24 protein-coding genes and 3 tRNA genes are annotated in these 25,881 nt (G+C 65.2%); 14 read left to right on the top strand and 13 right to left on the bottom strand.

The features are described from left to right. The first annotated feature begins 15 nt into the window (after positions 1-15). Positions 16-750, top strand: a complete 735-nt coding sequence (locus tag FHS31_RS02500; RefSeq protein WP_167071678.1) for an energy transducer TonB — start codon at positions 16-18, stop codon at positions 748-750. Between the two features lie 84 nt (positions 751-834). On the opposite strand, the gene FHS31_RS02495 is transcribed toward FHS31_RS02500, so the two are convergent. From FHS31_RS02495 to gap, 4 genes are all read right to left on the bottom strand, one after another. Then, positions 835-1,134, bottom strand: a complete 300-nt coding sequence (locus FHS31_RS02495) for a hypothetical protein (RefSeq protein WP_167071677.1) — start codon at positions 1,132-1,134, stop codon at positions 835-837. A gap of 160 nt (positions 1,135-1,294) precedes the next feature. After that, positions 1,295-2,197 carry a fructose bisphosphate aldolase gene (locus FHS31_RS02490; protein ID WP_167071675.1) on the bottom strand — a complete coding sequence of 301 codons (903 nt, stop codon included), beginning with the start codon at positions 2,195-2,197 and terminating at the stop codon, positions 1,295-1,297. A 379-nt stretch (positions 2,198-2,576) separates the two neighbouring features. Next, the gene (locus tag FHS31_RS02485) at positions 2,577-3,770 is read right to left on the bottom strand and encodes a phosphoglycerate kinase (RefSeq protein WP_167071673.1); all 1,194 of its coding nucleotides are present in this window, start codon (positions 3,768-3,770) and stop codon (positions 2,577-2,579) included. A 62-nt stretch (positions 3,771-3,832) separates the two neighbouring features. After that, positions 3,833-4,840: a type I glyceraldehyde-3-phosphate dehydrogenase gene (gene gap / locus FHS31_RS02480; RefSeq protein ID WP_167071671.1), complete on the bottom strand. Its 1,008-nt coding sequence runs from the start codon at positions 4,838-4,840 to the stop codon at positions 3,833-3,835. Positions 4,841-5,103: 263 nt separating this feature from the next. Between gap and FHS31_RS02475 the strand changes: the two genes are divergently transcribed. Next, positions 5,104-7,698 carry a DUF3857 domain-containing transglutaminase family protein gene (locus FHS31_RS02475; RefSeq protein ID WP_167071669.1) on the top strand — a complete coding sequence of 865 codons (2,595 nt, stop codon included), beginning with the start codon at positions 5,104-5,106 and terminating at the stop codon, positions 7,696-7,698. Further along, positions 7,695-8,321, top strand: a complete 627-nt coding sequence (locus FHS31_RS02470; RefSeq protein WP_167071667.1) for a tetratricopeptide repeat protein — start codon at positions 7,695-7,697, stop codon at positions 8,319-8,321. Before FHS31_RS02475 ends, FHS31_RS02470 begins: the two co-directional genes overlap by 4 nt. Positions 8,322-8,367: 46 nt before the next feature. Here the strand turns inward: FHS31_RS02470 and FHS31_RS02465 are convergent. Together FHS31_RS02465 and FHS31_RS02460 are read right to left on the bottom strand one after the other, a co-directional pair. Further along, positions 8,368-8,443, bottom strand: a tRNA-Ala gene (locus FHS31_RS02465). 131 nt (positions 8,444-8,574) lie between these two features. Continuing rightward, entirely contained in the window at positions 8,575-8,889 is a 315-nt protein-coding gene (locus tag FHS31_RS02460; RefSeq protein WP_167071665.1) for a TIGR02300 family protein, read from the bottom strand. 108 nt (positions 8,890-8,997) lie between these two features. On the opposite strand from FHS31_RS02460, the gene aroA reads away from it, so the two are divergent. The 5 genes from aroA (at position 8,998) to FHS31_RS02435 (ending at position 12,346) form a co-directional block, all read left to right on the top strand. Further along, positions 8,998-10,341: a 3-phosphoshikimate 1-carboxyvinyltransferase gene (aroA, locus tag FHS31_RS02455; protein WP_167071663.1), complete on the top strand. Its 1,344-nt coding sequence runs from the start codon at positions 8,998-9,000 to the stop codon at positions 10,339-10,341. After that, positions 10,338-10,592, top strand: a complete 255-nt coding sequence (locus FHS31_RS02450; RefSeq protein WP_341786268.1) for a CBU_0592 family membrane protein — start codon at positions 10,338-10,340, stop codon at positions 10,590-10,592. The genes aroA and FHS31_RS02450 overlap by 4 nt, the downstream gene beginning before the upstream one ends. After that, on the top strand, positions 10,589-11,233 hold the full coding sequence (locus FHS31_RS02445) for a (d)CMP kinase (protein WP_167071661.1): 645 nt from the start codon (positions 10,589-10,591) through the stop codon (positions 11,231-11,233). Before FHS31_RS02450 ends, FHS31_RS02445 begins: the two co-directional genes overlap by 4 nt. Then, the gene (locus FHS31_RS02440) at positions 11,230-11,820 is read left to right on the top strand and encodes a peptidylprolyl isomerase (protein WP_167071659.1); all 591 of its coding nucleotides are present in this window, start codon (positions 11,230-11,232) and stop codon (positions 11,818-11,820) included. The genes FHS31_RS02445 and FHS31_RS02440 overlap by 4 nt, the downstream gene beginning before the upstream one ends. A 130-nt stretch (positions 11,821-11,950) precedes the next feature. After that, the gene (locus FHS31_RS02435; protein ID WP_167071657.1) at positions 11,951-12,346 is read left to right on the top strand and encodes a globin family protein; all 396 of its coding nucleotides are present in this window, start codon (positions 11,951-11,953) and stop codon (positions 12,344-12,346) included. 21 nt (positions 12,347-12,367) lie between these two features. On the opposite strand, the gene FHS31_RS02430 is transcribed toward FHS31_RS02435, so the two are convergent. The 3 genes from FHS31_RS02430 to rpsA form a co-directional block, all read right to left on the bottom strand. Then, positions 12,368-12,451 (bottom strand) — tRNA-Leu (locus FHS31_RS02430). Between the two features lie 95 nt (positions 12,452-12,546). Then, the gene (locus FHS31_RS02425; protein ID WP_167071655.1) at positions 12,547-12,834 is read right to left on the bottom strand and encodes an HU family DNA-binding protein; all 288 of its coding nucleotides are present in this window, start codon (positions 12,832-12,834) and stop codon (positions 12,547-12,549) included. A gap of 150 nt (positions 12,835-12,984) precedes the next feature. Then, a complete protein-coding gene (gene rpsA, locus FHS31_RS02420; RefSeq protein ID WP_167071653.1) occupies positions 12,985-14,706 on the bottom strand; it encodes a 30S ribosomal protein S1 in 1,722 nt (573 codons plus the stop codon). A 380-nt stretch (positions 14,707-15,086) separates the two neighbouring features. On the opposite strand from rpsA, the gene FHS31_RS02415 reads away from it, so the two are divergent. Beyond that, positions 15,087-18,278: an autotransporter outer membrane beta-barrel domain-containing protein gene (locus tag FHS31_RS02415; RefSeq protein WP_167071651.1), complete on the top strand. Its 3,192-nt coding sequence runs from the start codon at positions 15,087-15,089 to the stop codon at positions 18,276-18,278. A gap of 22 nt (positions 18,279-18,300) precedes the next feature. Here the strand turns inward: FHS31_RS02415 and FHS31_RS02410 are convergent, their stop codons facing one another. Both FHS31_RS02410 and FHS31_RS02405 read right to left on the bottom strand, forming a co-directional pair. Then, on the bottom strand, positions 18,301-19,611 hold the full coding sequence (locus FHS31_RS02410; RefSeq protein WP_167071641.1) for an ABC transporter ATP-binding protein: 1,311 nt from the start codon (positions 19,609-19,611) through the stop codon (positions 18,301-18,303). Positions 19,612-19,625: 14 nt separating this feature from the next. Continuing rightward, complete coding sequence (locus FHS31_RS02405; RefSeq protein ID WP_167071639.1) at positions 19,626-21,374, bottom strand: ABC transporter permease; 1,749 nt, start codon at positions 21,372-21,374, stop codon at positions 19,626-19,628. A 156-nt stretch (positions 21,375-21,530) separates the two neighbouring features. On the opposite strand from FHS31_RS02405, the gene FHS31_RS02400 reads away from it, so the two are divergent. Then, a complete protein-coding gene (locus tag FHS31_RS02400) occupies positions 21,531-21,809 on the top strand; it encodes a metal-sensing transcriptional repressor (protein WP_167071636.1) in 279 nt (92 codons plus the stop codon). A gap of 9 nt (positions 21,810-21,818) precedes the next feature. Next, positions 21,819-22,778 (top strand): cation diffusion facilitator family transporter, encoded by a 960-nt coding sequence (locus FHS31_RS02395; RefSeq protein WP_167071634.1) that lies wholly within the window; start codon positions 21,819-21,821, stop codon positions 22,776-22,778. Between the two features lie 55 nt (positions 22,779-22,833). On the opposite strand, the gene FHS31_RS02390 is transcribed toward FHS31_RS02395, so the two are convergent. Together FHS31_RS02390 and FHS31_RS02385 are read right to left on the bottom strand one after the other, a co-directional pair. Beyond that, a tRNA-Leu gene (locus FHS31_RS02390) sits at positions 22,834-22,920 on the bottom strand. 91 nt (positions 22,921-23,011) lie between these two features. Next, positions 23,012-23,695, bottom strand: a complete 684-nt coding sequence (locus FHS31_RS02385; protein WP_167071632.1) for a zinc-ribbon domain-containing protein — start codon at positions 23,693-23,695, stop codon at positions 23,012-23,014. An 86-nt stretch (positions 23,696-23,781) separates the two neighbouring features. On the opposite strand from FHS31_RS02385, the gene ftsE reads away from it, so the two are divergent. The 3 genes from ftsE to FHS31_RS02370 are packed head-to-tail and all read left to right on the top strand — an operon-like array spanning position 23,782 to position 25,876. Further along, positions 23,782-24,495, top strand: coding sequence for a cell division ATP-binding protein FtsE (ftsE, locus tag FHS31_RS02380; RefSeq protein WP_167071630.1), 714 nt, complete (start codon positions 23,782-23,784; stop codon positions 24,493-24,495). Next, positions 24,492-25,352, top strand: coding sequence for a cell division FtsX domain-containing protein (locus FHS31_RS02375; RefSeq protein WP_167071628.1), 861 nt, complete (start codon positions 24,492-24,494; stop codon positions 25,350-25,352). Before ftsE ends, FHS31_RS02375 begins: the two co-directional genes overlap by 4 nt. After that, complete coding sequence (locus tag FHS31_RS02370; RefSeq protein ID WP_341786267.1) at positions 25,352-25,876, top strand: YdcF family protein; 525 nt, start codon at positions 25,352-25,354, stop codon at positions 25,874-25,876. The genes FHS31_RS02375 and FHS31_RS02370 overlap by 1 nt, the downstream gene beginning before the upstream one ends. The last annotated feature ends 5 nt before the right edge of the window (positions 25,877-25,881 follow it).

Genomic DNA, 25,881 nt, shown 5'->3' with positions numbered 1-25,881 from the left:
ATGCGTTGCTCCCCCATGGCTTCGACCTATCAGACACCCGCGCGGGATCGCATCGTGGCTGGGATCGGGACGGCGCTGGTGATGGTGCTGCTGGGATATGCGCTGCTGGCCGGGCTGATCGTGCGGCGCGGGTTGCCGCAGATCGATACGCCTTTGCTGCTGACCGTCGATACGCCCCCGCCGCCAAAGGAGCATATCGTCCCTGAGCCCAAATCGCGCGCCAAGGCGGGCAAGGCCTCGGCGCGCAACCTACGCAACACGCCGAGCGAGGTCGTCGCGCCAAAGCCGCTGACGCCACCCCCGCCCGTCAAGCTGCGCGCAGCGCCGATCGCAGGGCTTGGCCTTGCACCTCTCGCCGGTGCTTCCGATCGTCCGGGACCGGGCACCGGCGCGGGCGGACAAGGCAATGGCACAGGCAGCGGCGGCGCAGGCGATGGGGACGGCGGCGGCTATACGGCGCCCGAGCATATCAAAGGCTCACTCGATTATTCCGCGGTTCCACATGAGCTGCGGGAGGCGGGCGTGCAGGGCAATGTCGGCGTACGCTATGTAGTCAATGTCGATGGCCGGGCGAGCCATTGCAGTGTGACCTCGTCAAGCGGATCGGCGGCGCTCGATCAGGTCACATGTGCGCTGATCGAAAAGCGCTTCCGGTTTGAGCCGTCGCACGATCCCAGCGGGCATCCGGTCGTTTCGCAGATCGAGGAAAATCATACCTGGATCATGGATCGCCGGGAACAAGCGCAGTAATAATCGCGCCGTTATTGGCCCAAATGAAAAGGCCCGGCTCAACCTGTTCGTCGAGCCGGGCCTCCAAGGCGAAATCTATAGCGATCAGCAGCCGTTGCGGCGATTCTGCGCAGCGTCATGCTTCTTGTCGAGATGCTTGCCTAGCAGGGCGCCGCCGACGCCACCCGCGACCGTGCCGAGCACGCCGCCACCGATCGCATTACCGACCACAGCACCGCCGACGCCGCCGGCGACCGCGCCCGTCGTGCCGCTGCTCTTCTTGCAGTGTTGGTAATAGCGGCCATCGCTGCCGCGGTAGGTGTAATTATGATCGGCGAAGGCCGGGGTGGTGATGGCGGGCGCCGCAACCGCGGCAGCCAGCAGGGCAATTGCGAGCTTTTTCATCGGACTCTCCATTTATGACGGTCCTCCAACGATAGAAAAGCGGAAGGGTTGCGCCGCTGACCTCCCAGGCGCCTCGCCCCAAAGAGCCAACCGCTTACGCGCTTGTTACGAGACGAGATTTTTCTTCCTGATCCCTACGAGCCGGTCGAAATCGTCCGGCTCACGCCGCCTTTTCGACCGAGGCCGCGTAGATCTCGTCGATCGCGTCGCCCAGGAACTGATCGAACTCGGCATCGCTCATCTGGTAGCGCAGATCCTCCAGCAGCGCGCGGCTGAAGCTGGCGATGATGCCGGGGTTCTTGGCGAGCTGGATGCAGGCCTCGGGGCGCTTGTAGCCGCCCGACAGCGCCACGACCTTCACCACCTTGGAGTGATCGACCAGAGGCTGGAACAGGCCATGGTTCTTGGGCAGGCTCATCTTGAGCATCACCTGGTCGCCGCCAGGCAGCGCATCCAGCGCCTTCAGGATCTCGTCCATCAGGATCTGGTCGGCCTCGGCGCGCTCGGGGCTCTTGATGTTCACCTCGGGCTCGAGGATCGGCATCAGGCCGCCGGCGAGGATCTGGGCGCCCACTTCGAACTGCTGCTTGACGATCGCCGCGATGCCCGCCGGATTGGCGAGGTTGATCACCGAACGCTCCTTGGTGCCGTACACACCCAGCGCCTTGGCGCGCGCGACAAGCGCGTCGAGCTCCGGCATCGGCTTCATCAGCTGCACGCCGTCCTTCTCGTCCTCAAGGCCCTTGTCGACTTTGATGAACGGGATCACGCCGCGATCGATCAGCGCCTGCGGCACGGGCTTGCCATCGGCCTGGCCGTCCATCGTCTTCTCGAACAGGATCGCGCCCAGCACCTTGCCTTTGGCGAACGATGGCGAGGTGATGATCCGCACGCGCATCTCGTGGATCTTGGCGAACATCGCCTCGTCGCCCGAATATTCGGACGGCTCGATGCCATAGCCCTGCAGCGCCTTGGGCGTGGAGCCGCCGGATTGATCTAGCGCGGCGATAAAGCCCTTGCCCGCTCGCACCTTCGCGGTCGTGTTCGGATCGATCGAAGCCATGATGTTTCCCTGCTTGAAATAACTTAGGTTTGAGTTCGAGCCAGCGACCCAGCCGCGCGTCCGTAGCCAAACGCTAGCGATTACAGGCCAAGCTTGCCGACAGCTTTATGATCCGGATTGCTCCCCATGTCCGCTTGAAGAACTTTGGACAAGGTATGCAAGCCGCTCGGCCAGGATCGATCGGACGAGGTGGCTGACGGTTACGCCCTTTTGAGCCGCAAGCGCTCTCACCCGATCCTCCGCCGCCTCGGGCAATCGAATTTTGAAAGGCTTGCCGTATCGAGCCATCGGTCCGGTTCCTCGGCGCCGTTTTCCTGCGGCGCCATCTTTATTACCATCGCGGACAGCAATGATTTGCTCAACCCACTTTCGGCAATCCTCAATTCTCCAACGCTGCGACGCCGGGCAGCTCCTTGCCTTCCATCCACTCCAGAAACGCGCCACCCGCCGTCGAGACGAAGGTCAGATCGTCGGCGACGCCGGCGACATTCACGGCCGCGACCGTATCGCCGCCACCCGCTACCGAAACGAGGCCGCCGGACTTGGTCAGCGCCGCCGCCATATGCGCCAGCGCCATCGTCGCGGTATCGAACGGCGGTATTTCGAACGCGCCGAGCGGGCCGTTCCAGACGAGCGTCTTGCAAGTCTTGAGCGCGTCGGCGATCGCTTCGCTGGCGGCGGGGCCACAGTCGAGGATCATCTCGTCCGCCGCCACCTCGTGGACGTTGACAGTGCGCGTCGGCGGGTTGGCCTTGAACTCCTTCGAGACCACGACATCGTAGGGCAGATGCACGGTGCAATCGGCCTTGTCGGCGGCATCCAGGATCGCCAGCGCCGTCTCCTTGAGATCATGCTCGCACAGCGATTTGCCGACATCGACGCCCCGCGCGGCGAGGAAGGTGTTGGCCATGCCGCCGCCGATCACGAGATGATCGACCTGGGTTACCATCTGGGTCAGCACATCAAGCTTGGTCGAGACCTTGGCACCGCCGACCACCGCCATCACCGGATGCTCGGGCACACCGAGCGCCTTTTCGAGCGCCTTGAGTTCGGCTTCCATCGATCGCCCCGCATAAGCGGGCAGCTTATGCGCCAGCCCTTCAGTGGAGGCGTGGGCACGATGCGCGGCGGAGAAAGCATCGTTGACGTAGAGGTCTCCAAGCTTGGCCATCGCATCGACGAGGGCCGTATCATTAGTTTCTTCGCCCTTATGAAAGCGAGTATTCTCCAGCACCGCGATGTCGCCCGGCTGCAGCGAGGCGACCGCCGCCTCCGCCTCCGCGCCCTGGCAATCGTCGATGAAGCGCACCTCGCGGCCGAGCACGTCGCTCAGCGGGTTGGTGACCAGCGCCAAGCTCATGTCCGGATGACGCTCGCCTTTGGGCCGGCCGAAGTGCGCGAGGACGAGCACGATCGCGCCCTTGTCCGAAAGCTCGGCGATCGTCGGCGCGGCGGCGCGCAGGCGGGTGTCGTCGGTGACGCGCGCGCCGTCCATCGGCACGTTCAAATCCTCGCGCACCAGCACGCGCTTGCCGCGCACATCGCCCATATCGTCCAGCGTCTTGAAGCTCATTGCTACCCCTACAGCAAAACGGCCGCTCCCCTAGGGAAGCGGCCGCTTAGATAATGCCTGCTTTACAGAAACTTCGCCATCGCGCCGGCGGTATCGACCATCCGGTTCGAGAAGCCCCATTCGTTATCGTACCAGCTGAGCACGCGGACCAGCTTGCCCTCGATCACAGCGGTCTCGAGGCTATCGACCGACGAGGAGTGCGGATTGCCGAGGAAATCGATCGAGACAAGCGGCTCATCGACATATTCGAGGATACCCTTGAGCGGACCGCTCTCGGACGCCGCCTTGAGCAGGCTGTTAACCTCCTCGACGGTCGTGTCCCGCTTCGGTGTGAAGGTGAGATCGACCACCGAGACATCCGGCGTCGGCACGCGGATCGAGGAACCGTCGAGCTTGCCCTTGAGCTCCGGCAGCACCTCGCCCACCGCGCGGGCCGCGCCCGTGGTGGTCGGAATCATGCTCATAGCGGCAGCGCGCGCGCGGCGCATGTCCGAATGGATCTGATCGAGGATGCGCTGATCGTTGGTGTAGCTGTGGATCGTGGTCATCAGGCCGCGCTCGATGCCGACGCTGTCGTTCAGCACCTTGGCGATCGGCGCCAGGCAGTTGGTGGTGCAGGAGGCGTTCGAGACGATGTTGTGCTCGGCGGTCAGCTTGTCGTCATTTACGCCGAAGACCACCGTCAGGTCCGGGCCTTTGGCGGGCGCCGAGATCAGCACCTTCTTCGCGCCCGCGGCGATATGCTTTTCGGCGGAGGCGCGATCGGTGAAGAAACCGGTGCATTCCAGCGCGATGTCCACGCCCAGAGCCTTGTGCGGCAGGTTGGCGGGATCGCGCTCGGCGGTGACGGTGATCGCCTTGCCATCGATGATCAGCTTGTCACCCTCGGCCTTCACCTCGCCCGCCCAGGCGCCGTGGACCGAATCGCGCTTGAACAGCAAAGCGTTATGCTTGGCGTCGGCGAGATCGTTGATCGCCACGAGTTCGAGCCCGCAATCGGGATTCTTGAGGATCGCGCGCGCCACCAGGCGACCGATGCGACCGAAACCGTTGATGGCAACCTTTGCCAAAGACCTTCTCCTACTACGGCCACAGATGACAGCGCCGCCTCCGACGCGATCGAGGCCGCCCTTTGGGAGGGCAGCCGAAGTGCCGGAGAATGCGCACAAAGGCCCGGGGATTCGCGAGACTGCGAAGCAAGGGCTCTTTGGCCGGACGGGGGCGAAGCGTCAACCGCGGGGGCGGATGCGGTATCGCCGATAATGTCGCCGCTCGAATTGCCTTTCTGAAACCGCCCGGTAGGCTAATCCTTAGGGTAAGGGGCACGGCGAGAATGCGAAAGACGGGTTTGTTGGCGCTGGTGTTGAGCAGCGCCGCGTGGAGTGCGGATTTCAAGATTGCACCCCCTGCCGCTTGGGTGATCGCCAATCAGCCGCTCCCAATCGTCGCCAGCGATAATGCCGCCGATCTACGCTTGGTCGAGATTCAGACGCGCTACGATACGCAAGGAGTGCATCAATATGCTCACCAAATCGTCCGCGTGCTCCAACCACAGGCCGTGCAGGCGTTCGGTACGGTCGGGGCGGTCTGGCAGCCCGCGACGGACAAGCTGACATTTCATCGGATCAGCATTCGCCGTGACGGCACCGAGATCGACGCGCTCAAGGATGGTTCGGGTATTCAGGTCATCCGACGCGAGGCAGGGCTGGAAGCCGCAACGATCGACGGCCGGCTAACGGCAACCCTGCCCCTTCCCGACCTGCGCGTCGGGGACGAGATCGAACTGGCTTACACGATCGACAGCCTCAATCCGGTCCTCGCCGGTCATCTCGAAGGCGATAGCACCCTGGTCCGCGCGCTGCCGCTGGATCGCATGATTGTGCGGCACAGTTGGGCGAAGAGCTTGCCGATGCACTGGCTGGTGGGGAACGGGCTACCGCGACCGATCATAACCAATGCAGACGGCATCACGGCGATCACGATCGATCGGAGTAACTATCTCGCGCCGCTGGCGCCAAGCCGCTACATCGATGCCAATCGATTGACGGTCACGGATTTTCCCGATTGGCAGAGCCTCTCGCGTCTGTTTGCCGGCCTGTTCGATAAAGCGGCCACGCTCGCCCCTGATTCGCCGGTGCGCGCGGAAGTGGCACGGATCGCCGCCGCCTCCAGCGAGCCCAAGGCGCGGGCGTCGGCCGCGCTCGCGCTCGTCCAGACTCAGATACGCTATCTTGCCCGCCTCGATGGGCTTGGCAGCTATCAGCCCGCCTCCGCAGATGATGTCTGGAAGCAGCGGGCGGGCGATTGCAAAGGCAAGACCGCACTCCTCACGGCGATCCTGCGCGGGCTGGGAATCGATGCCGAACCTGCGCTGGTCTCGACCCAACTCGGCGACGGGCTCGACAAGACATTGCCGGTCGCGGGCCGCTTCAATCATGTCATCGTGCGCGCCACGATCGCGGGTAAGGCCTATTGGCTCGATGGCACGCGCATCGGCGATCGCGATCTCGACAGCCTCGCCGTGCCCGCCTTTCAATGGGCGCTGCCGCTCACCGCCGCCGGCAGCGCGCTGGTGCCGCTGATAGCGACTGAACCCGCGCGGCCGACCGAGGAATGGACGCTGGACCTGGATGCGCGCGATGGCATCTCGCTGCCCGCGAAAGCCACCGGCATCGGCATCCTCCGCGGCGATGGCGCGAGCGGCTTCCGCACCATGATGAGTTTCCTATCGCCCGCGCAGCGCGATCAAGTGCTCACCAAGCTCTGGAGCGAGCGCCACGATTGGTTGGAGATCAAGGCCGTTACCTATGCGGTGGACGACAAGAGCGGCGAGGTGCGGATCGGCTTCACCGGCACGGGCAAGATGGACTGGAACACCAAGGGCGCCGACGCCAGTTATCGCTACCAGGCCAACAAGGCGTTCCTAGGCACGCTGGTCGCTCCCCAACGAAGCCCGGATGAGCCGGCGGCGCCCGTACAGGTCGGCGAAACCTACACGGTGACGCACCAGACGATCCTGCTGCCCAACAAAGGCGCTGGGTTCTACGTGGATGGAGAAGCGATCGACCGCACCGAAGGCGGCATCCATTATCAGCGCACCGCCACGATCCGGGAGGGCGCCTTCACCATGATGGCCACCACACGCAACAAGGCGGAGGAACTATCGCTGGCCGACGCCAAGGCTGCTGACGAAAAGGCGACGGAGATTTTCAACAAGAATCTCTATGTCCATTTGCCATCGAACTACACTCCCACTGCTCAGGAAGGCGCGCAGAATCCGATAAAGAAGGAAGGTCCGGAGGCGAGCCTTGCCGCGATCTCCAGCCTTATGCAGGACCGAAAGAACCCGGAGGCGATCGCTGCACTTGATGCACACATGGCAAAATATGGGAAGACTGCTCAGCTGCTCGCTACGAAGGCGAGCATCCTTGCCCAGCTGAATAAGGCCGACGACGCCGACGCCTTGTTGGACGAAGCTCTTGCGATGGATGGCCGATCCTATTTCGCCATTCTCGGCAAGGTAAATCTTCTTCTACGGCGCAACCGGAACGACGACGCTATGATTCTTTTGGATCGGCTTGTGCTGATCTACCCCGATCAGGGCGATCCATATCTCCTCCGCTCCAGGCTCAAAAACCAGATGAATCGGCCTGAACCCGCCCTCGCCGATGCTCTCCTCGCGACGAGCAAGCTGCCGGATAGGCCCGACGCTCGAAACCTGGCGATCAACCTCTTGTTGCATTTCAAACGGTTCGACGAAGCACTTCAACAGGCTGACGACCTTTTGAAAATCGCGCCTGAAAGCGCGCAAGCACATTGGCTGCGCGGCCAGGTCTTGGCTACCATGAATCGAAACTCGGATGCCTATACCGAACTCCAACGATCGAATGCGATCCACCCAATGTGCCCGCCTATTTTCTCCAGTTGAGTCACAACCTGATCTCTGACCAGAAGACCAGGCTTTCCGCCGTGCTCTGGATTATCGATCATGAGCCCAACCAGCCGATCCCATCTAAAGTATTTAAAAGCCTGGCACAGGATCCACTGGCTTATCAGCAACTCTCATCTGCCTATGACAAGGCCATCGCTGCACATCCGGAATGGACTGCATCGCTCATCTCAGTCGCTGCCGATATGGACAGCAGCTTTGGTCATGGCGATCGCGGCATGGCACGCTTCGCCCAGGCGATCGAGGCGCACCCAAAGGACGCGATCCTCCGTAACAACGCCTGCTGGGCGCGCGCGACAAAAAATATTGAGCTCGATAAAGCCATGATCGATTGCGATGCTGCTATATCACTCCAGCCCGAAGGCGGCTTTTTTGACAGCCGCGGCCTTGTCCATCTCCAGCGCGGAGAATGGGCGGCAGCAATCAGCGATTATGACGCGGCGTTAGCCAAGATGCCTCAGCTAAACACGAGCCGTTTCGGGCGGGGCATCGCCGAAACGCATCTTGGCAAGGCCGATGAAGCCAAGAGCGATCTTGCCGCCGCGCGCCTCGCGAATTCCAAGATCGACGAAACCTTCGTCGGCTACGGTCTCAAGCCCTAATCTTCAGCCAATAAAAAAACCCGCCGGATGGCGGGCTTTGAAAGGTTGGTGGAGCCGTGGGGGATCGAACCCCAGACCTTCGCAATGCCATCGCGACGCTCTCCCAGCTGAGCTACGGCCCCATTCCCTGATCGCCGCGGCCTGGGAGCCGGTGGCGGAGCGCGCCCTCTAATGCAGCAGGGCTAAGCCTGCAAGCCGGGGCGCGCCCAAAAAATCACTGCGCGGCGATCAACGGGCGATCACCGCCCGTTGATCAATGTTCGTCTTCGTCCGCGCCGGTGGCGACGCCGATATCGTCATCATCGCCCAGATCGACGTCATCGTCGGCATTGGGCTCCTCGTCTTCGACGCCGGACAGTTCATCGGCGAGATCCTCGCCTTCCTTTTCCTTCTTGGCGATCGGCTGCGCCGCTTCGAACGGCAGCGGCTGCTTCGATTTCAGCACCGTTTCCGGCATGAAATTGGTGCCGCATTCGACGCAGGAGATAGGATCCTCCTTGCCGAGATCATAGAAGCGGGTGCCGCATTTCGGACAGGTGCGCTTGGCGCCCCACTCAGGTTTCACCACGGTTTCAAAGCTCCGATAAAGATAGATTGCGGCTTGGCGCGCGAGCGACCGGCCACGATGTGGCGGGCGCCTTGCCAGACGGAGGAGCCGCTGTCAAAGCCGCCGCTTATGCTTGAGATGCGCACGAACCCTCCGGTCTTCAAGGCCCCGCGCCCGCTTGCCGGCCGCGTCCGCGTGCCCGGCGACAAGAGCATCTCGCACCGTTCGCTGATGCTGGCCGCGCTGGCGGTGGGCACCAGCCGGATCGAGGGGCTGCTTGAGGGCGAGGATGTGCTCGCCACCGCCGCCGCGCTGCGCGCGATGGGGGCCAGCATTGAGCGCGGCGGCGATGGCGCGTGGACGGTCAATGGCGTCGGCGTTGGCGGGCTGCTGCAGCCGGCGACCGCGCTCGATATGGGCAATTCGGGGACCTCGACGCGGCTGCTGCTGGGCCTGATCGCCAGCCATCCGATCACCGCCACCTTCATCGGCGATGCCTCGCTCTCCCGGCGGCCGATGAAGCGCGTCATCGATCCGCTCTCGCTGATGGGTGCGGACTTCACGGCGAGCCCGGGCGGCACCCTGCCGCTGATGGTGCGCGGGCTCTGCCCGGCGGTGCCGATCGCCTATCGCCTGCCGGTCGCTTCGGCGCAGGTGAAGTCCGCCATCCTGCTCGCGGGGCTCAACGCGCCGGGCATCACGCGGGTGATCGAGCCGGTGCCGACGCGCGATCATAGCGAGCGGATGCTCAAGGGTTTCGGTGCCGATCTTGAGATCAGCTATGAAGAGGGCCCGCGTATTATCAGCATCCGCGGCGAGGCCGAGTTGCGGCCGCAGCAGATCGTCGTGCCCGGCGACCCCTCCTCCGCCGCCTTCCCGGTGGTGGCCGCGCTGCTGGTGCCCGGATCGGAGATCGTGGTCGAGAATGTCGGCCTCAATCCGACGCGCGCCGCTTTGTTCGATATGCTGCGCGCGATGGGCGGATCGATCTTTGAGGAGAAGAGGCGCGAGGTCGGCGGCGAACCCGTCGCCGATCTCCGCGTTAAGGCATCCAACCTCACCGGCATCGAGGTGCCTCCGGAGATCGCGCCGAGCATGATCGACGAATTCCCCGTCCTGTTCGTCGCTGCCGCTATGGCCAAGGGCCGGACGGTGACGCGCGGGCTGGAGGAGTTGCGCGTCAAGGAAAGCGATCGGCTGGCTTTGATGGCGCGCGGTCTTGCCCGCTGCGGAGTCATTGTCGAGGAGCGGGCGGATGGGCTGGTGATCGAGGGCCGCGATGGGGCGCCGTTCGTCTCCAACGATAGGCCAATAATCGCCGCCGATCTCGATCACCGCATCGCGATGAGCTTCACGATCGCCAGCTTCGCGTCGCGCGACGGCATCGCGGTTGACGATATGAGCCCGGTCGACACCAGCTTCCCGGGTTTCGCCGATCTGCTCCGGTCGCTGGGCGCGGAGACGGCGGCATGATGAGCGGACCGCTGGCGGATGCAATCGGCCTGATCGGCAGCGCCGTGTTCATCGCCGGCTATCTTTACAGCAATATTGCCAAGACGATCGATTTCCGCCTGTTCAATGCGATCAACCTGTTGGGCGCGCTGCTGCTGATCGTATCGCTGCTGGTGCATTTCAATCTCGCCTCGATGGTGCTGGAGATCGCTTGGGGGCTGATCGCCGCCTTCGGGCTGATCAAAGCGCTGCGCGGGGGCAAGCCGGCATGATCATCGCCGTGGACGGGCCCGCGGCATCGGGCAAGGGGACGATCGCGCGGCGGCTGGCGGCGCATTACGGCCTTCCCCATCTCGATACCGGGCTGCTCTATCGCGCGGTCGGGATTGGCGTGCTGCGCGCCGGCGGCGATCCTTCGGTGCCGGCGGAGGCGCTGGCGGCCTGCGGCTTCGGGGAGGCGATGCTCCATGATCCGCAGCTCAAATCGGAAGCCGCGGGCAAGGCGGCATCGATCGTCTCGGCGCATCCAGAAGTGCGCGCGGCCTTGTTCACGCGGCAACAGGATTTCGCCGCGCAGCCCGGCGGCGCGGTGCTCGACGGGCGCGACATCGGCACGGTGATCGCCCCGCATGCCCCCGCCAAATTGTTCGTCACCGCCACGCCCGAAGTCCGCGCCGATCGGCGCTGGCGGGAGCTTGTTGGCGCCGGCCTCGCGGTCGAGCGCGATCATGTCCTGACCGACATCCGCGCCCGCGACGAGCGGGATAGCGCGCGATCGGCGGCGCCGCTGCGCATGGCCGATGATGCGCGCCTGCTCGATACCTCGGCGCTCGGCATCGAGGAAGCGGTGGCGGCGGCGATCCTGCTCGTCGAACGCGCGCTGCACCCGGCCGCCAATGACGGCGATCGATGATCGGGCGATTGTTCGCGGCGCTGTTGCTGCTGCTGATCACGCCCGCGTCCGCCGCCCTGCCCGCCCCCGGCCTGGTCAAGGTGGTGCTCAAGACCGAATTGGGGCCGATCGTCGTCGCGGTGGATACCAAGCACGCGCCGATCACGGCCGGCAATTTCCTGCGCTATGTCGACGCCCACAAGTTCGATGGCAAGACCTTCTACCGCGCCGCGCGGAGCAAGACGCGGCCCGGCGTCGGCCTGGTCCAGGGCGGGATCGACAGCAAGATTTCGGACAGTTTCTTCCCGATCAAGCATGAGCCGACCAGCCTCACCGGCATCCATCATGGCGATGGCGTGATCTCGATGGCGCGGCACGATGTCGGATCGGCGATGGGGGATTTCTTCATCTGCTTAGGGCCGTCCGAGACGCTCGACGCCTCGCCTGGCTATCCCGGCTATGCCGCCTTCGGCCATGTCGTGAGCGGGATTGAGATCGTCCGCCGCATCCTCGTCATGCCCACCTATCCGGGCGGGCTTTCGGCCGAGACAATGGGCCAGACTTTGGTGCATCGTGTCCGCATCCTCTCCGCGACGCGGATGCGCTGACTGTCCGACAATCGGGCATCGTGCCGCGCGAGATTGTCGCAGCGCAAAGACATTGCTGCAGTGCACGCATAGGGAATGCTCGGTCGAACGAGTGAATCGCTCTCGACGCTCCTCGGTAAAAGCCAAACAATTGAACGCTGACGACACGGCTCAGACGGCGATTCTCGCCGGAACGGCGCCCCTCCTTCGTACCCAGGGCGCCGCGATCACGCTGCGGATCTGGCATCATCTCGCCAGCGACGACGACGCGCGCCTGCTGCTGTTCGAGCCGTTCTGGGCTGAGGGCCGCCCCTATTCGCTGATCGAGGCTGTGCTCTCCGCCGCCGAAACACCGGTCCGTTTTGCCCAACACCTCAGCGCCGAACAGATTCGCACTGGGCTCCCTTCGATGAGCGATGCGCTGGCCGGGGCATTGCGCGATCTACTGGGGGCTGCGGCCGATGCGCGGATGATCCCCGCCTGGCGCGCGGTGCTGGAAACTTTGCTCGAAACGATCGCCGCGCGGGCCGATCGCCGGTCCGCCTGACTGCGGCCCCTGTCCGCTGATTGGTGCGGACGGCGGGACTCGAACCCGCACTCCCGAAGGAAAGCGATTTTAAGTCGCTAGCGTCTACCGTTCCGCCACGTCCGCACACATGAACGCTTTCCGCCGGAAGACCGCGTGGGTCAATATTGCTGTGGATCGGCCCGGTTAAATTCGGGCGATGGCGCGCGACGTGACGGCGGTCAGGAGTCGCTGACGTTCAGCCGGGCGCGCATTTCCTTGCCCGGCTTGAAGTATGGTACGCGCTTGGGCTGAACGTCCACGGGCTCACCCGTGCGCGGGTTGCGGCCCGTGCGGCCATCGCGGGCGCGGGTGGTGAATGTGCCGAAGCCGCGCAGCTCGACCCGGCCATTTTCGGCCAGCCGCTCGCTGATCGCATCGAAGATGCAGGTGACGATCCGCTCGACTTCGGCGAGCGAAAGATCAGGGTGATCGCGACCGATGGCGGCGACGAGCTCCGACCTGATCAACCCCTATCCCCTTATCCGCAAGCCAGGACCGCAAACCGTTACGCCTACGATCCGATCATCACGATACGCTATGCCGACTTTATCAACATGGATCAATGCCGACCCGGCCCTCCTGCCCAAAAAGACAAGAAGGCCGGGTTGGTAAAAGGGTTAGGCGTCTTCGTTGCGGGCCTTGAGAGCCGCGCCGAGAATGTCGCCCAGCGACGCGCCCGAATCGGACGAGCCATATTGCTGAACGGCCTGCTTCTCCTCGGCCATCTGCAAAGCCTTGACGGAGAAAGTCGGCTTCTTGGAGCGATCGAAGCCGGTGACCATCGCATCGAACTTCTGGCCGGGCTGGAAACGCTCCGGACGCTGCTCATCGCGGTCGCGGCCGAGATCGGCGCGCTTGACGAAGCCGGTGATGCCATCATCCCCGATCTGCACATCGAGGCCGCCATCGCCAACCGAGAGCACGGTGACCGTGACGGTCTGGCCCTTGTTGACTCCGCCCGCCGAAGCCGTGCCGCCCGCCGTGGCGGAAACACCGCCGCGCTCGAGCTGCTTGATGCCGAGGCTGATGCGCTCCTTGTCGGGCTCAACGGCCAGGACTTGCGCCTTGATCGTCTCACCCTTGTGGTGCAGCGCCAGCGCTTCCTCGCCGGTCACGCCCCAGGCGATGTCGGACATGTGGACCATGCCGTCGATATCGTTGTCGAGGCCGATGAACAGGCCGAATTCGGTGGCGTTCTTGACTTCGCCCTCAACGGTCGAGCCGACGGGGTGGGTCTCGGCGAAAGCATCCCACGGGTTGTTCTGGGCCTGCTTGAGGCCGAGGCTGATGCGGCGCTTGTCCTCATCGACTTCCAGAATGACGACTTCGACTTCCTGAGACGTCGAGACGATCTTGCCCGGATGGACGTTCTTCTTGGTCCAGCTCATTTCGGAAACGTGGACGAGGCCCTCGATCCCGCTCTCCAGCTCGACGAAGGCACCATATTCGGTGATGTTCGTGACGCGGCCCGAGAATTTGGCGCCGATCGGATATTTGGCCGATGCGCCTTCCCACGGATCGCTCTCGAGCTGCTTCATGCCGAGGCTGATGCGCTGCGTATCGCGGTTGATGCGGACGATCTGGACACGGACGGTATCGCCGATGTTGATCGCCTCGCTCGGGTGATTGACGCGCTTGTAGCTGATGTCGGTGACGTGGAGCAGGCCATCGATGCCGCCCAGATCCACGAACGCGCCGTAATCCGTGATGTTCTTGACGACGCCGTCGACGATCTGACCCTCGGCGAGGCTCTGGATCAGGCCGGTGCGCTGCTCGGCGCGGGTCTCTTCGAGAACGGCACGGCGCGACACGACGATGTTGCCGCGGCGGCGATCCATCTTGAGGATCTGGAAGGGCTGCGGAATATCCATCAGCGGCTGCACGTCGCGGACCGGGCGGATATCGACCTGCGAACCGGGCAGGAAGGCGACGGCGCCGTTGAGATCGACGGTAAAGCCACCCTTCACGCGGCCGAAGATCACGCCATCGACACGGCTGCCGGCGGCGAATTCATGCTCCAGCGTGTCCCAGGCGGCTTCACGGCGGGCGCGATCGCGGCTGAGCATCGCTTCGCCCTGGCTGTTCTCGACGCGATCGACGAACACCTCGACCTCGTCGCCCACCTTGAGATCGGCCTTCTGGCCGGGCGCGGGCGCGAATTCGCGCAGCGCCACGCGGCCTTCGGACTTCAAGCCCACATCGATGACGGCAACATCATTCTCGATCGCGGTGACCGTGCCCTTGACGACGCGGCCTTCGAAGCCGTTGTTTTCGCCGCCGAGCGTATCATTGAGGAGAGCCGCGAAATCATCGCGTGAGGGAAAAGCCGTAGTGGCCATAAACAGGGGTAATCCTTCAGTGCATTTGTCCGGCCGTCCGGTTGTCTCCGGAGGTCTTCAGCCGATCCGCCGCAAAGGCCGAATGCCCATGCGGCATCCCCTGTACGATCACGCGGAGGTTGCTTAGCGCCAATGCGAAAAGGGCGCGTCGGCGTTTCCCTGGGAACCCGCCATCCGCGCCATCCTCCGCGGGCACCGCCCACGGGACCGGCGCGCTATAAGCGAAACCCGCGTCAGCGGCAAGCCTCAGGAGGAGGCAGCGCCAAACGGCCGCCACGCCAAGATTACAGCACCGTAACGCAGCCGATCGCCTGCAAAGAGCCGGACACAAAGCCGCAAGGCGCCGCGCCCACAGCGCCCCAAAATCTCCGGGGAGCTCTATGCGCCGTATCCTTCTTGCCACCACCGCCCTTGCCCCACTGGCGTTCGCTACCTCCGCCATCGCCGACACCACGATCGGCACGAGCACCACGAGCAACGTCGCCACCGCCACGGTCAACGGCGGCGCGGCCGACAATATCATCGTCTCCTCCACCGGTTCGATCGCTCCGGCGGGTGGCACGGCGATCACGATCAACAGCAGCAACACGGTCAGCAACGCGGGATCGATCACCTTCACCGATATCAGCTCGGTGCGCGGCATCGCGGGCACGGGCGGCTTCGCCAGCGGCATCACCAACTCGGGCACGATCAGCGCCACCGAAAGCTATACGCAGACCGATACCAACGGCGACGGCGTGGTCGATGGCGCCTTCGCGCAGGGCACGGACCGCTACGGCATTCTCGTCAACGGCGCGGGCACCTTCACCGGCAACGTCGGCAATGTCGGCGGCACGATTACGGTGAAAGGCAACAATTCGGCGGGCATCTCCGTTTCCACACCGATCGGCGGCACCTTCACCAACACGGGCACGATCACCGTCACCGGCAACAACAATTACGGTGTGTATCTTGGCGCGGTTACCGGTGCGGTGGCGATCGGCGGCACCAACACAGTCACCGGCGCCAATTCGGTCGGCTATGCGCTGACCGGCGATGTCGGCGGATCGGTGGTGGTCCATGGCACGGTCACCACCACGGGCTACACCGCCACCACGCTTCCCACCGCGCTGACATCGTTGACCTCGGACAATCTGCTCCAGGGCGGATCGGCGCTGGCGGTGAGCGGCAATGTCGCTGGCGGCATCCGCGTCGGCGCTTCGCTGACCACGACCACGGACACGACGGCGGATACCGATGCCGATGGCCAGCCCGATGTCGGCCAGGGCGCGGGTACGCTGACCACCTATGGCGCGGCCCCCGCGCTGATCGTCGGTTCGGCGACCAACCCGATCGCCCTCGGACCGATCGCCAACGGCACCTATGGCATCGAGATCGACGGCACCGTCCTTGGGTCTGGCGTCTATGCGGGCGTCAATGCGACGGGCATGCAGCTCGGCGGTCTCGGCGGCACGGTGACCGTCAGCGGCGGTGCGGACGTGACCGGCGCGGTACGCGCGACGGCTAACGGCGGCAATGCCGTGGGTATCCTGATCGGCAGCGGCGCGAATGTCGCCAGCCTCACCAACAGCGGCGGCATCAGCGGCGCATCGACGACGACCGCGGGCGGATCGGCGCAGGGCATCACCATCGCGGCGGGCGCCACCCTGCCCGCGATCACCAACAGCGGCACGATCTCAGCCACTGTCACCGTTGGCAGCGGCACCGCGGCGGCCATCGCCGATGCTTCGGGCACGCTCGCCTCACTGACCAACTCAGGCACGATCACCTCCTATGACGCCGGCACGACGACCGCGCGCGCGATCGATGCCTCGGCGAACACCAGCGGGTTCACGCTGACGCAGACCGCCGGCACGATCGCGGGCACGATCCTGACCGGCAGCGGCAATGATGCCATCATCGCATCGGGCGGCACGATCACCTCGGCCGTCGCGCTCGGCGCGGGCAACAACACGGTCGCGCTCAGCGGCACGGCGGTGTTGACCGGCGCGGTGACGACGGGCGCGGGCAACGACACGATCACCATGGCCGACACCAGCAGCTATTCCGGCACGCTGAACACCGGCAGCGGCGCGGATCGCCTGAGCCTTTCGGGATCGGCGGTCTTCTCCGGCCAGATCGCCAACAGCGCGGCCAACCTGGCGGTCACTCTCTCCGGCGGCACGCTCAGCCTGACCAACACCGGCGCCGTCCCGCTCGCCAGCCTGGCGATCAGCGGCGGTACGCTGGGGGTGCAGATCAATCCGCAGGCCGGCACCGCCACGCTGATCAATGTTGCCGGCGCGACCACGATCACCGGCGCCACCACGCTGGCCGCGACGCTGGCCAACATCGGCTTCCAGACCGGCACCTACACGGTGCTGACCAGCGGCACACTGACGGGCAGCAGCAACCTCAGCCTGACGACGACCACCCTGCCCTATCTGCTGACCGGATCACTCAACGCCAGCGATGCCGCAGGCGCGGTGAGCGTGACGATCGCGCGCAAATCGGCCGCGGCAATCGGCCTCGTCCGATCCGAAGCGCAGGCCTATGACGCGCTCTATGCGCAGATCGGCAGCAATTCCGCGCTCTCGACGCTGTTCCTGGGCTTCACCGATCGCGCCAACACCTTGCTGCGGCTGCGGCAGATGCTGCCCGATCATGCCGGCGGCGTGTTCGATCTCACCACCAGCCTCTCTCGGCTGATCGCGCCGGGCGAAGGCGCGCAGCGGCTGGCCAATGCCGGCGGGCTCAGCCTCTGGGCGCAGCAGGCCTATAGCGCCGTCCATCAGGACAGCGACAATACGCCGGGCTACAAGGGCAGCGGCTGGGGGCTTTCGGCAGGCGCGGATTATGGCCTCGGCGTATTCGGGCGCCTCGGCGTCTCGATCGGCTATCTGTTCGGCACGCTGACCGAGGGCAGCACTGATAATCAGGTCCGCACCAATGTCTTCCAGGTGGGGCCGTATTGGACCGGGCATTGGGGTGGGCTCGATCTCTCCGCCAGCGGCGCGGCGGGTTATCTCACCGCCTCCGAGAGCCGCTATCTGACCAGCGCGGTGGCCACCACGCAGCTCTACAGCACCAACGGGCATTGGCATGGGCTGCTGCTGTCGGCGATCGCCAAGGGCAGCTACGAAGCGCACCTCGGCCCGGTCTATCTTCGCCCGAACGGATCGGTGACCTACTTCCGTCTGCGCGAGAACGCCTACAACGAAACCGACGCGGGGGCGGCGTTCGATCTCAGCGTCGATCGCCGGACGAGCACCGAGACCGCGGCGACGGGCCAGATCGCGCTGGGCGTGCAGTTCGGCAAGCAGGTGCTGCCCGAATCGCTCGTCGCTCGCTTCGAAGTGGAGGGTGGACGCCGCGAAATCCTGAGCAGCAACGTCGGCGCCACCACCGCGCAGTTCGCCGGCGGCAACCCCTTTACGATCGATGGTGAGGATCGCTCCAGCGGCTATGTGGGCACGGTGCGCACCACGTTCGGCAACGATTATTTCAAGTTCATCGCATCGGGCACGTACGAGACGCGGAACGGCTATCATGATCTGATCGGCCGGATCGGCGTCAGGGGATCGTTCTTCTAGGCGCGATGCCCGACGACCGCGATCATTCGGGATTGTCGAGGCTGAACTGATCGGCATCCTCGTCGTAGGTGAAGACCTCCGCGTAGCGCCCCCAGTGGGTTACTGTGCGCAGGGTTTCGTCGGCATAATCCGGCGACATATGGTCTTCGAGTTCGTCGCGGAACCGGCGAGCGGGACAGGAATGGCTGGACCGCTCGTCGAGGATACGGCGGATATGCTGGGCGAGCGGGACGTGGGCGAGCAGCGCCTGCGCGAAGATCGCCTTGCGCTGATCGACGTCGCCCTGGGCATAGCGGCGCGCGAGCGGGGTCAGGATCATCTCGGCGCCACGCAGTTCGGCAAAGCGCAGCAGCTGTAGCGTCTCGGCCATCGGGAACAGCTCATCGGCCTCCAGCTGGAGTGAGTCCGCCAGCTCGGCCATGCTGGCGCGGCCCTCGAACGGGGCGGCATCCACCTCCTCGATCAGGCCGGCGAGGCTGTTGGTCGAGACCTTGGGCGGCAGCACCATGGCGGTGCCCGTACCCGGAAACAGGCCGTCCCGCGTCGCCTGCGCGGCGGTCGCGCGCGCCGTCATCCGCGCATAGATATCATCGACCAGGGCGCGGAACGACGGATCGAGCCGATCGCGCGGCTGCGGCAGATCGACCTTGATCTCCGCGACGACGCGCCCGGGATTGGAGGAGAAGACCAGGATGCGGTCGCACATCAGCACGGCTTCCTCGATATTGTGCGTGACGATGAGGATCGACTTGATCGGCATCCGCCCTTCCGACCAGAGATCGAGCAGATCGGAGCGCAGCGTCTCCGCCGTCAGCACATCGAGCGCCGAGAAAGGCTCGTCCATCAGCAGCAGCGATGGATTGACGACCAATGCCCGCGCCAGCCCGACGCGCTGGCGCATCCCGCCCGAAAGCTCCTTGGGATAGGCGTTCTCGAAGCCATCGAGACCGATCAGGTCGATCGCGGCCAATGCGCGGGTGCGGCGCTCGTCGGCCGGCACTTTCTGCGCCTCCAGCCCGAGTTCGACATTCTGGAGCACAGTCAGCCAGGGAAAAAGCGCGAAGGTCTGGAACACCATCGCGACGCTGGGATCGAGGCAATCCTCGTTGGGAAGGAAGCGGACTTCGCCCTCGCGCGGCCGGATCAGTCCGGCGATCGAGCGCAGCAATGTGGATTTGCCCGAGCCCGAACGGCCGAGCAGGCCGACCACCTCATTTTCGACCAAGGTCATATTGACATCATCGAGCACGAGATGGCCGCCGGGCGGTGCGCCGTAGAAATGGCGAAGGCTCTGGATTTCGACCAGGGGACGGGCGGGTGCGAGCGTTGCCATGATGAGGCTCCAGATCAGGCGAGGCGAAGGCGGCGTTCGGCGAAGGCGTACATCGGCCGCCAGACCAGGCGGTTGAAGCCCAGCACGAACATCGACATCACCGCAATACCCAGCGCGACACGCGGGTAGTCGCCCGCCGCGGTCGCCTTGGCGATATAGGTGCCGAGGCCGTGCGCTTCGAGGCGGCGATTTCCCCATGACACCGCCTCGGCGACGATCGAGGCGTTCCACGATCCGCCGCTCGCGGTCAGTGCTCCCGTGACATAATAGGGAAAGACGCCGGGCAGCGCGACTTGGCGCCACCACTGCCACCCCCGCACCCCGAACATATCGGCGACCTCCCGCAGATCGTTCGGGATCGCGCTCGCGCCGGCGATGATGTTGAACAAGATGTACCATTGCGTGCCGAGGATCATCAGTGGCGACAGCCAGATATCCGGGCTCAGATTCCAGTGGACGATGACGATCACCGCGAAGGGAAACAGCACGTTGGCCGGAAAGGCGGCGAGAAACTGCGCGACCGGCTGCAGCCGCTCGGCCCAGACAGGATGCAGGCCGATCCACACCCCGATCGGCACCCAGACGATGCTCGCCAGCGCGATCAGGATGATGACGCGGAGCATCGTCAGCGTCGCAAGCCCGAACGCCTCGCCGATATCGCGCAGGCCCAGCGACGCCAGCACATAGCGCGCGGAGAACCAGACGGCGGCGAGCAGCGCGGCGAATACCAGTGCCCGATAGAGCCGCTCGATCCACGGATTGTCGCTGATCTCCCGCTTCGGCTTGGGCGCGGTCACGACGCGATCGAACGCCAGCAGCAGGAGCCGGCCGATCGCCTGCAGCGGCGCCAGCGCCAGCGGCAGCAGCCGGGTGCGGCGGAGCAGATCGTAGGCCCAGCTCTGCGGCCCGTCACCGCTGGCAGTCTGTTCGAACCGAAAGCGATCGGCCCAGGCGACGATCGGGCGGAAGAAGAGCTGATCGTAGATCAGGATGACCACGGCCATCATCCCGACCGCCATCCCGATCGCGCGAAAATCCTGCTTTTCGATCGCGATCGCCAGCCACGATCCGATGCCGGGCAGCGTCACGGTCGTGTTGCCGACGGTGATCGCTTCCGCGGCGACGACGAAGAACCAGCCGCCCGACATCGACATCATCGCGTTCCACACCAGCGCCGGGGTGGCGAAGGGCAGGTCCAGTTTCAGGAAACGGCGGATCGGCGAGAGGTGGAAGCCCTGGGCAACTTCTTCGAGATCCGCGGGGATCGAGCGCAGCGACTGGTAGAAACTGAACGCCATGTTCCAGGCCTGGCTGGTGAAGATCGCGAAGATCGCCGCCAGCTCGACGCCCAGCACATTGCCGGGAAACAGCCCCATGAAGAAGGTTACGGTAAAGGTCAGGAAGCCGAGGATCGGAACCGATTGCAGGATATCGAGCGCCGGCACGATGAGCTGGCCGGCGTGGCGGCTCCGCGCCGCGGCAGTTGCGACGATCAGGGTGAAAACGGTCGAGGCGACCAGCGCCGCGAACATCCGCATCACGGTGCGCAGCGCATAATAAGGCAGCCACGCGGGATCGAGTGTCACCGGCTCAAGGTGCAGCGTGGCCAGTGGCTGCACCGTCCCTTCGGCGCCGCGGAACACCAGCAGCGCCAATGCCGCCAAGATGACGAACGCGATCGCGTCCGCTTTGTTGGGGCGGGTGAGCTGCAGCATCCGCGAGAAGGGCGGCAGCACGCGATTGGAAAATCTCTCGGGGCTCATGTCACGTCTCGCTGGCAGGCTCGCAGGTCATCCGCAGGTCGATTGCCGGTATCAACCGTCAAAGTCGCTCTGGTGACATCGTCGAGCCGCTGGAGACGGCGACTCGACACCCGCGCCTATACCCTATAGGGGTATGGTATCAAGCAAGGGTCGTCCGTGAGTCACGTCGCCAAGGAAAAGCAGAAATTGCTCAACCGTCTCAAGCGGCTGAAAGGCCAGCTGGAAGCGATCGAGCGCGCGGTGGAGGCGGACGCGGAATGCGCCCGCGTCCTCCAGCAGGCGACCGCCTGTCGCGGCGCCTTGGACGGGTTCATCGCCGAGGTGATCGAGGATCATATCCGCGAACATATGATCGATCCGGCAGCAGGCGCCGACGATCCCCGCACCCAGGCCAGCGAAGAACTCGTCGCCATCGTCCACGCTTATCTGACCTGAGATACCGCCATGCCCCACGATCACCATGACCATGACCACGCAGATCATGATCACGCGCATGGCCATGGCCATCATCATGGACACGGCCACAGCCATGCGCCACGCAGCTTCGGCTTCGCCTTCGCGGTCGGTACGACGCTCAACCTGGGCTTCGTGATCGTCGAAGCCATCTATGGCGTGTTGAGCGGATCGGTCGCGTTGATGGCCGATGCCGGGCACAATTTCGGGGATGCGCTCGGCCTGTTGATCGCCTGGGGGGCGGCCATTCTCGCCGGACGCAGTCCGGGCGGGCGTTACACCTATGGCCTCAGAAGCTCATCGATCGTCGCGGCGCTGCTCAACGCCTTGATGCTGGTGTTCACGCTGGGGATCATCGCGGTCGAGGCGATCCGGCGGCTGTTCGAACCGGCGCCCGTTTCGGGCACGACGATGATGATCGTCGCGGCGATCGGCATCGCCATCAACGGCACCACCGCCCTGCTCTTCATGCGCGGGCGCGAGCATGATCTGAACCTGCGCGCGGCCTTCGCGCATATGGCGGCCGATGCCTTGATCTCGGCGGGCGTGGTCGTGGCCGGTCTGCTGGTGTTGCTCACCGGCTGGTCGTGGATCGATCCGGTGACAAGCCTGATCCTGGTCGCGATCATCGCCGCCGGCACATGGGGGCTGCTGCGCGATTCGGTGAACCTCAGTCTGCAGGCTGCACCAGAGGGACTGGACCCGGATCGGATCGGCACGTTTCTGCTCGCCCAGGACAAGGTGGCGGCGATTCACGACCTGCACGTCTGGCCGATGAGCACGACGGAGACTGCTTTGACCGTCCATCTGGTGACGCCCTCGGGATTTCAGGGCGATGCCTTCACCGCCAATATCGCAACCGCGCTCCAGAAGAGCTTCGGCATCCAGCACTCGACGATCCAGATCGAGACAGACACGAATGGCGACTGCGCGCTCGCGGTGGAATGCTGATCGGACGGCACGGTAGCTGATAGAACGATCTACCGTCGGTCTCAATTCGATAGCTTGGTGCGGTCGAGAAGACTCGAACTTCCACTCCCTTTCGGGAACAGCCACCTCAAGGCTGCGCGTCTACCAATTCCGCCACGACCGCACATCGAAGAGAGCCTCGGAAAAGAGCCGAGGCGCCGGTAGGCGGGTGCCCCTAGCAGGGAGTTTTCAGGGCCGCAACAGGTGTGGGTCGATCAATCCTTCTCCGTCGCGAGACTCACGGCGATGCGCTGCGAGCTTCGCGGGACATCGACCGCGGCGCCATCGAAATCGACGCTCGCCTTGGGCGCGAGCTGGGCCTGCGGGCGGGCGATCGTCCAGGCATAGACGGTCTTGCCGCCAGCATCCTTGAGTTCGGCCTTGATGTCCGGGATCGGCTGCACCTGATCGGTGGGGTTCCAGATCCGGCCCGTGACCGCGAACAGCTCACTGCCACCCGCGATCATCCGCCAATCGGGCTGCCGCGTGATCGCGATGCCGAGCGGCACCCTGCCCCGCCCGATGCCGAAGGTGCTCGCCACCTGCTTGGGCCCGTAAGCGGCGAAGGCGATCGCCAGGCCGAGCAGGATGACCAGCAGAGCGAGACCGCCCAGCACCAACGGACCGCGGAAGAAGCGCCCGATCGAGCGACGCGGACGCGCCTTCTCATAGACCTCCCCGACCTCGGCCGAGGGCGCTATCGCAGCAGGCTCGGTCGCCACCACAGGCGGCACGTCTTCGGCGGGCATCGGCGCGGGGGCAACCGGCTGCGGCACCGATCGCGGCGGCTCGATCCAGCTCGTGTCGCATGCGCGGCAGCGGACCTTGCGGCCGTTGGGGCCGATCGCGGTCTCCGCGACCTCATAGCCGGTGGCGCAATTGGGGCAGACGATCCGCATCGATCGCAGACCTAGCGCCCCCTTCGCCTTTCCCGCAAGCGGCGCTTGTCGACAAAGGGGCGCCCGTGCGATGCCGTGCGGCAGGCATGGCGGGGATCGTGGAATTCCAGAAGGTGGGGCTGCGCTACGGGCGTGGCGCCGAAACGCTGTCCGATCTCGATTTCGTGCTGGAGCGCGGCTCGTTTCACCTCCTCACCGGGCCATCGGGGGCGGGCAAGAGTTCTTTGCTCAGCCTGATCACGCTAGCGCGGCGGCCGAGCCGGGGGCTGATCCGGCTGTTCGGCGAGGATGTGGTGACGATCGATCGTGCCCGCCTGCCCGCCTTCAGGCGGCGGATCGGGATCGTCTATCAGGATTTCCGGCTGATTCCCTCGATCTCGGTGTTCGAGAATGTCGCGCTGCCTTTGCGGATCGTCGGCGCGCATCCCAATGAGATCGACGCGAGCGTCACCGAGCTGCTCGCCTGGGTCGGGCTCGACGCGCGGGCGCGGGCGCTGCCCTCGATGCTCTCCGGCGGCGAGCAACAGAGGGTGGCGATCGCCCGTGCGGTGGTCACGCGGCCCGATCTGATCGTGGCGGACGAGCCCACCGGCAATGTCGATCCCGAGATGGCGGGGCGGATTTTCCACCTGCTCGAAAGCCTCAACCGGCTCGGCACGACGGTGCTGATCGCCACGCACGACATCCACCTGATCGGCCGCGCTCCGCAGGCGGCGATGATGCGCCTCAACCGGGGGACGCTCGACGATCCGACCGGGGCGCTGCGCCATCCCCCCGCGCGCCAGGCGCCTTATCCATGACCGGGCTTGCTCCCGATCTGCTCGCGCAACGCCGCCTGCTCGGCCCGCTCGCCTGGGTGATCGCCGCGATCTGTTTGATTGCGACGCTGGCGAGCGCGACGGCATTGACGCTCGATCATGGCGCGCGATCGCTGGCGGGCTCGCTCGCAGGCCGCGCGACGGTGGAGGTGAGTTCGGACGATCCGGTGGAGCGCGAGCGTCATGCCGAGGCGGCGCTCCGGCTGTTGCGCGGCCGCCCCGAGATTGTCGCAGCGACCCCTGTGAGCCAAGCGGAGGTCGCGCGGCTGGCCGAACAACTGGGCGCCGATGCCGAGGACGGCCTGGAACTGCCCACGCTGATCGATGTTACGCTGCGGCCCGGCGTTTCGGCCGATGCGCTCACAGCCCAGCTTCTCCCCATTCCGGGCGTGCGCTTGCTCCCCCAGGCGCAGACGCTGGCGCCGCTGGCCGCGGTGCTGGAGGCGCTCGATCATGTCGCGCTGGGCGTGGCGTTGGTCGCGGCAGTATCGGCGCTGCTGGCGAGCGGGCTGGCCGCGCACGCCGCGCTCGCCGCGCACGAGGCGGCGGCGGATATTCTCCACGCGCTCGGCGCGACCGATCGCCAGCTTTCGCGGCTGCTGGAACGGCGGATCGGCTTTGAGGCTCTGGCGGGCGCGGTACTCGGATCATTGATGGGCGGCGGCGCGATCCTGTTCATTGCCGCGAAGCTCCAGGGCCTCGATAAGGGGCAAGTGACGGGAACGAGCCTCCACTTCGGCGACTGGGCGGTGCTGGCGGCGATCCCGCTGCTGCTGAGCGCCGCCGCCGTGGCGATGACGCGCGTCGTGGTGATGGCCCGGCTGGCGAAGGCCGCCTGATGCTGCGGCTGATCGCCCTGCTCGCGCTCGCCTGGGCGCTGGGGTTCGCGCTGTTCGTCACCGCCACCCCGCCGCCCGCCGACGATCGCCGCACCGACGGCATCATCGTGCTGACCGGCGGCCCCGGGCGGCTGGCGCGGGGCCTGCGCATCCTGAAGGCGGAGAAGGCCGATCGGCTGCTGATCTCGGGGGTCGATCCGCGGGTCAGCGCCAAGGCGATCGCACGCACCTATCATGTGCCGAACGTGCTGATGGCGCGCGTAGATCTCGGCCGTGGCGCGGTCGATACGCGCACCAACGCCGATGAGGCCGCGGCGTGGATCGCGGACAACGGCTACCATTCGATCCGGCTGGTGACCGCGGACTGGCACATGCGGCGCGCCCGGCTGGAGCTGACGCGCGTGCTGGGCCGCGACATCGCGATCCTGCCCGATGGCGTGCATGGCGAGCCCGGGCTGGCGGCGCTGGCGCGTGAATATAACAAATATCTTCTTCGCCGCGCGGCGATGATCGCCGGCTATTAGGGCCG

The organism is Sphingomonas vulcanisoli (assembly GCF_011761305.1).
In the GTDB taxonomy this organism is placed as follows: Bacteria; Pseudomonadota; Alphaproteobacteria; order Sphingomonadales; family Sphingomonadaceae; genus Sphingomonas_I; species Sphingomonas_I vulcanisoli.
This window is presented reverse-complemented; position numbering and strand designations above follow the sequence as displayed.